The sequence below is a fragment of the Marinomonas sp. ef1 genome, assembly GCF_002806845.1.
In the GTDB taxonomy this organism is placed as follows: Bacteria; Pseudomonadota; Gammaproteobacteria; order Pseudomonadales; family Marinomonadaceae; genus Marinomonas; species Marinomonas polaris.
Map to the genome: position 1 here is coordinate 265,562 of NZ_NHTT01000008.1, position 6,338 is coordinate 271,899.

General features: G+C 43.7%; 6 protein-coding genes. 3 read left to right on the top strand and 3 right to left on the bottom strand.

All coding sequences use genetic code 11. From position 1 onward, the window contains the following. Positions 1 to 7 precede the first annotated feature (7 nt). Positions 8 to 808 (bottom strand): putative hydro-lyase, encoded by an 801-nt coding sequence (locus CCS02_RS13650; RefSeq protein WP_100636864.1) that lies wholly within the window; start codon positions 806 to 808, stop codon positions 8 to 10. A gap of 241 nt (positions 809 to 1,049) precedes the next feature. Between CCS02_RS13650 and CCS02_RS13655 the strand changes: the two genes are divergently transcribed. Beyond that, the gene (locus tag CCS02_RS13655; RefSeq protein WP_100636865.1) at positions 1,050 to 2,330 is read left to right on the top strand and encodes an amidase family protein; all 1,281 of its coding nucleotides are present in this window, start codon (positions 1,050 to 1,052) and stop codon (positions 2,328 to 2,330) included. On the opposite strand, the gene CCS02_RS13660 is transcribed toward CCS02_RS13655, so the two are convergent. Then, complete coding sequence (locus CCS02_RS13660) at positions 2,331 to 3,236, bottom strand: LysR family transcriptional regulator (RefSeq protein WP_100186159.1); 906 nt, start codon at positions 3,234 to 3,236, stop codon at positions 2,331 to 2,333. Positions 3,237 to 3,394: 158 nt separating this feature from the next. Here CCS02_RS13660 and CCS02_RS13665 point away from each other — a divergent pair, with 158 nt between their 5' ends. After that, complete coding sequence (locus CCS02_RS13665) at positions 3,395 to 3,976, top strand: DUF502 domain-containing protein (RefSeq protein WP_100636866.1); 582 nt, start codon at positions 3,395 to 3,397, stop codon at positions 3,974 to 3,976. A 103-nt stretch (positions 3,977 to 4,079) separates the two neighbouring features. Next, a complete protein-coding gene (locus tag CCS02_RS13670; protein ID WP_100636867.1) occupies positions 4,080 to 5,324 on the top strand; it encodes a TIGR03862 family flavoprotein in 1,245 nt (414 codons plus the stop codon). A 99-nt stretch (positions 5,325 to 5,423) separates the two neighbouring features. Here CCS02_RS13670 and CCS02_RS13675 read toward each other — a convergent pair whose 3' ends face one another. Beyond that, entirely contained in the window at positions 5,424 to 5,969 is a 546-nt protein-coding gene (locus CCS02_RS13675; protein ID WP_100636868.1) for a porin family protein, read from the bottom strand. Positions 5,970 to 6,338 lie beyond the last annotated feature (369 nt).

A 6,338-nucleotide genomic window follows, 5' to 3' on the forward strand; every position in this document is an offset into this window, starting at 1 on the left:
AAAAACGCTATAGCACAGCGAGATCCGTATCTAAAATATCTGTCACCAGCATTTTTCCTGGTGCGTGTGTAATGCAAATCGGTGGCTTGGCATTGCGAATGGCAACTTGTGGTGTGACGCCACACGCCCAAAATACAGGGACTTCTCCATCTTCAATGCTTACTGCATCGCCGTAATCTGGCTTGCTTAGATCTGCGATACCAATGTCTTGTGGTGAACCAAAGTGTAGTGGAGCACCATGAGCTTTTGGAAAGCGTGTAGTGATTTGAATCGCTCGAATGGCATCTTTTGGAACATAAGGGCGCATGGTCACGACTGTGTTACCAAAAAAACGACCTGCTGGTACGGTAGCAATATTGGTTTCGAACATAGAGACGTTCACGTCTTCTTCTATGTTTCTTGGTGTGAGTCCAGCTTGTGATAACGCATGTTCAAAAGAAAAAGAGCAACCTAATACAAAAGCCACCATGTCGTTTTGCCATAAATCTTCAATGTCTGAGCGGCTTTCGACTTTTTCACCATTGCGGTACACGTAGTATTCTGGGATGTCGTGGCGCATGTCAATGTCGTTGCCGAGTTCTGGCATCCTAAAATCACCGACTTCAGATACGCCAATCAAAGGACAAGACACCGGGTTTTTTTGGCAATAAAGTAAAAAGTCATTTGCCCAATCGGCTGGTAAAATCACCACATTACCTTGCATCGCGCCTTGAGCTAAGCCGCTAGTAACGCCTGTATGTGCCTTGCTGCGTATCGCTTGGCGTAAATCAGACGTTTGTTGCAGTAATGGTAATGTAGCTTGCTTCATTTATGCTTTCCTTTTTTTTGCCACAATCTAGTTCACTAAGAGTAGATCTAGCTTACCTTAAAAGTCTAATCGTGTTTTTTTGGGTAATTTGATCAATTTTTTTTATCAAATCTGCAGTGATGATTATTCTCCCTTTGACGGAACGTATCAAGCGAGGTAATTTCCTAGACCAAATTAGGATGTGGTTTTATGAAATCATCGTTCAAAAAACATCCAAAAACGTCTAGTAGCGAGCTAATTTATGACGCAACCAAAACCATCGAATTTTGCTTGGCAGGATAGAAATCTTATTGCCAAGTGGAAGAGTGCTTTAGATATTATCGATTCAAAAGGCCAAGCGGTTTTTACTGAGCTTTTTGATTATGTTGAGCCTCAACAAGGGCCGTTGAATGGAGCTATTGTCTCGATCAAAGACCTGTTTCAAGTGGAAGGCTATAAGACGCAAGCAGGCTCGGTGTTTATTAGCCAACAACTTGCAGAGCAAGACTCCACTGCTGTGGCTCAGTTAAGAAAAGCCGGTGCAAGTTTCTTGGGTCACACCAATATGACAGAGCTGGCGTATTCGGGATTAGGTTTGAACCCACATTATGGTACGCCAGATAACCCGATTAATCCTGGACGCATTACGGGAGGATCGACCAGTGGCGGCGCGGCGTCGGTTGCCTTGGGTGTCGCCGATGCTGCACTTGGCACAGATACGGGCGGTTCATTGCGTATTCCAGCGGCATTTTGTGGTCTGACGGGATTTAAACCGTCACAACAAACCGTATCGAGAAAAGGCTGCTTGCCATTATCAGACTCGCTTGATTCAGTTGGCCCTATTGCTAAAACAGTAGAAGAGTGTGAGCTACTGTGGCAAGTATTGTCTGGAGTTGCGTTGTCAGCGGATACAACAAAAAGAATGGATTCTTCTCCGCTTTCTCAATTGAAAATAGTGGTACCGAGTAACTTTGGTATGAATGATTTAGATGCGCTGGTTGAAGAAGGTTTTGCCGAGAAACTAGCTCAGCTTGAAGCGGCTGGTGTGGTGGTCGAACGACGTTTTATTGATGCGCTAGAAGTTTACAAAACCTTGCCGGTTTGGCAGTTTTCAGCGTTTGAAAGTCAGGCTTTCTATAGCCAAGATTATGACTTGGAAAAAGCTGACATTGACCCACGAGTGGCTTCTCGTCTCGCCCGAGCTAAAACCATTAATGCTGAGGATTTTCAGCAGACTCAAGCAGCTCGCAAGGCGTTTATTAAACAGGTGGCAGAGGCTGAGCCAAATACGGTTTTCTTGCTGCCGACCGTTGCTGTTGCCGCACCTAAATTGTCTGATTTAGAGCTAGATTCCGAATACGATCGTTTAAACTTATTATGTCTACGCAATACTTCGTTAGCCAATGTGTTAAACGGTTGTAGCATTTCTTTGCCGTTTTGTTTTAAACAAGAGCCGATGGGGCTGCTGTTGACAGCTGGCAATGGTATGGATCAGGTATTATTGGATCTGGCGAAAAAATTGGAGTCTATTCTAAGACGCTAGTTATTGAGTTTGCTTCTTGCTGTATTCCTGGGCGGCGATCACTGCGAGGTCGGTTGCTACTTCTGCGAGAGGGTTAAATGGCTCATCAGAATAGGATGCGGTGAAAGTAAGGTCGCTGGGAGTCCAAACCGCTCTTATTTTGCGTAGGCTTCCAGCCTCTAATTCTTTTGTAATCATGATGTTAGGTAGGGTTGAAATCCCTACTGCATCAATGGCTAAACTGCGGCAAGCGGCCAATGATGTCGAAGCAAAAAAGTGTGCCGGAGGTCCATCGAGCTCGCGGAATTTTTGATTGATTTCTACATAAGGTTTGGTGGCTCGAGCGTAAGTAATGATGGGCCACTTAGCTAACTCTTCTAAATACAAAAGTCGATCCGGCAAGTTCAAATTCGGGCTGGCGACCCAAGATAGAGAAAAAGTACAAAGCTCGCGATTAACGATGTTTGGCTCGGAAATTGGCCCCATTAACAGCCCTAAATCCAAAGATCTGTCTTTTATTCCATTGCTCAAATTGGCCGTAATATCGACTGTCATTTCCACATCAAGGTTTGGCATGTCTTTGTTGAGGCGTGACAAAAAATCAGGCAGCCAAGTGTTCACTATAGTTTCTGACACGCCCAAACGTAATACGCCAGAATAGGCGGTGGAAAGGCCAGCGCGTTTTCGTAATTGTTCGGTTTGATAAAGAATTTTTTCTACGTAAGGGAGTAATTCTTTGCCTTTCGATGTCAGCATAATCGGGCTGGAACCGCCTTCTCGTTCGAAAAGTTTGACGCCTAGCTCGGCTTCTAATCCAGAAATTCGAGCCGAAATGGCGGGTTGCGTAGTATGAAGTCGCTCTGCGGCTTTACGGAAATTGCCTAACGAGGCAACCCAGACGAAGGTTTCTAGGCGTTTATAGTTCATATTGTTACTCCGTAAGGGCCTTAACTAAGTAGTTATTGCACAAAAGGGTATAAGGCTGGCGATGTTTCGGCAATCTTTTCGTTAAGTCTTGCCAGAGTCATAGGAGTGGCACAAAGCTTGCGGTATGCTGTGAACAATTTTATAGGATCATTTTAAACATGAACAAATTGATTACGTTATTGCTTAAAGGGTTAGTGGCAGTTTTACCAATTGGTTTGACTGTGTATCTGATCTACTGGTTATTGGCGACAGGCGAAGCCATTGCCCAGCCGTTGTTATTATTGCTGATCCCAGATGCGCTGTATTTTCCAGGGTTAGGTCTAATTGCCAGTTTGGCGATGTTGGTCTTGATTGGTTTTTTAGTGAATTTATATGGCTTTCGTTATTTGGTGAAGTTGAGCCATAACATTTTTGAGCGTATTCCGTTAGTGAAGTCCATATATGGTGCCATTAAAGACATGATGATGGTATTTAACTTGGCGGAAAAGAAGGAAATGAAGAGCGTTGTGGCAATTGAATGGAATGGCGCTCAGGTAATTGGTTTCATTACCGGTGAACAAACTGGACAACAGCTCTTTGGCGAACAAAATTTAGTGGGTGTTTATGTGCCGTTAAGTTATCAAATTGGCGGCATGACACTTTATATTTCCCGTGATCGTTTGACCGAATTGGACATTGGTGTAGAAGAAGCTATGCGCCTTGCCTTGACGGCAGGGGTGCAGAGTCGACCTAAGTCTTAACTTTTTAATATGTGTTTTTTGCTAGAAATCATTGGGGCGTGAGTCAAAATTCTTTATCATGCACTTCTTTTTTTAGTAACTCTTTAAAGTGATGTTGGCTAGTATGCAAGAAGCGGTGCAAAAGCAAAAAACAGTCATTGTTGTCGGTGCTGGCCCTGCGGGCTTGATGGCAGCAGAAGGTATTTGTGCCGCAGGTCATCAGGTCCATGTGTACGATGCCAAACCCAGTGCATGCCGTAAATTTTTATTGGCAGGTGTTGGTGGCATGAATATTACTCATTCAGAAGCCTATCCTGAGTTTATTCAGCGTTATTACGACAAAGCCGAGTGGCTGGATACAGCGATTAGCCAGTTTAATGCTGATGCCTTGTGTGATTGGATTCATAATTTAGGCATCGAGACATTCGTCGGCACATCTGGCCGAGTTTTCCCCAAAGACATGAAAGCAGCCCCTTTGTTACGTAACTGGTTAAAGCGCTTACGTGACGCCGGTGTGCAGTTTCATATGCGTCACAAAATGGTCGGCTTGTCGGCAAATGAGGTGGTGTTTGATCATGCTGGAGAAAGCGTGATTGCACAGGCTGATGCGATTGTATTAGCAATGGGCGGAGCAAGCTGGCCCAAGTTGGGCTCAGATGGTGCGTGGCTTCCGGTATTGACTGAAAAAGGCATTGATGTCGCGCCTTTGCAAAGTGCCAACTGTGGTTTTTACAGTGAGTGGAGTGAACACTTAAAAACGAAATTCGCGGGTAGTCCTCTTAAAGACGTGGCGTTTTCTTTTACCTTAGAAGACGGGCAAGTGGTAACGAAAAAGGGTGAATGTATTGTCACGCAAGACGGGATGGAGGGCAGCTTGATTTATGCTTTTTCTAAATACTTGCGCGATGGCATTAACGACTCAGGTCAGTCGTCTTTGTTGATGGATTTTCTGCCGCTGCAAAGTGAAGAGCAAGTTATCAAAAAACTGCGCAATACCAAGCCAAAAGAATCCTTTAGTAAATACTTAAAACGTACGCTGAGTATCACTGGCGTGAAAGCTGTGTTGTTGCATGAATCCTTTCCTAAAGAAGCTTTTCAGACGCCAGAAACCTTAGCTCGATGTTTAAAAGCGGTGCCTGTTAGCTTTTACAAAACTAAGCCGATAGAGGAAGTTATTTCGAGCGCTGGTGGAGTATGTGAAAGCAGTGTTGATGACAAGCTAATGCTAAAAGCTATGCCCGGTGTTTTTTGTGCTGGTGAAATGCTGGATTGGGAAGCGCCAACTGGCGGATATTTATTAACGGCTTGCTTTGCGACAGGGTGTTTAGCTGCCAAAGGGGTCAATGAGCATCTTGCGGCTAAACGCTGATTTTACCTAGCTCTCAAACAAAAAATGCCTCATGGATACATGAGGCATTTTTTTGTCGTACATCCATGTCCGAGAATGATTCGATTATCTTGCGACTAATTAATTAGACTCTTGTTGGTTTGGCATACCGAAATTGTACTGCACACCAACAGAGGTTACGTTATCTAAATGGCTGTCTTCAATATCTTTCACCAAGCGGAAGTCTGCTCGAAGATCCACATCGCTGTTAATCGCATATTTAACACCACCACCAGCGTTAACTAGTAGGTTGTTTGAGTCGCCATCAACGTCTGTTATACCAACACCCGCTGCTACGTATGGCGTTAGATTTACCGTAGTGAACTCAGGAAGGCTGTATAGGCCATCAACTCGGTATTGATTTAGGTCGTTGTCGCGTCCGTGTTTGCTGGCATCTGAATGAAGGTAAACAGCTTCTAGAGCCAATGGGCTGTTAGTTTGGTAACCAACACCAATGGAGTAAGACGTGTCATTGCCTGCTTGTCTATCACCATCTGTATTGTAGTAGCCGATGCTTGGCGTTACGGTGAAGCCTTGTTTTGGTGTTTCAGCATATGCCATTGTAGCGAGAGATGAAGCAATTAGGACACCGCTAAAAAGAGTGCGTTTTTTAAAAGATGTAGACATATTAATTTCTCCTAATGAACATAATGTTTTGTTGTTCGCTATTTAGATTACGCGGATTTTTAGCATTGAAAACCCCACCAAAAATGCGTAAAAAATAGGACATGAACCTCTGCTGCTCAATCATGACGCAAGCTTTACTGAAGTGGTGATATTCAAGCAATTGAGTGATTAAAAAGTGCTCTAAATGGTGTAGGAAATGCGCTGCTTATTACAGTAAGTTTTCACTTAAAAATGGTAAAAAGTAATTGTGACGAGACTAAGTACATTTGGCCACAAAGTTCCAAATGTTCAAACAAGCGTCAGTACAGGATCGTTGAGTTGTGTTTAAATTTTATTATTCAAACAGTAAAAATAAAAAAACGCTCGATA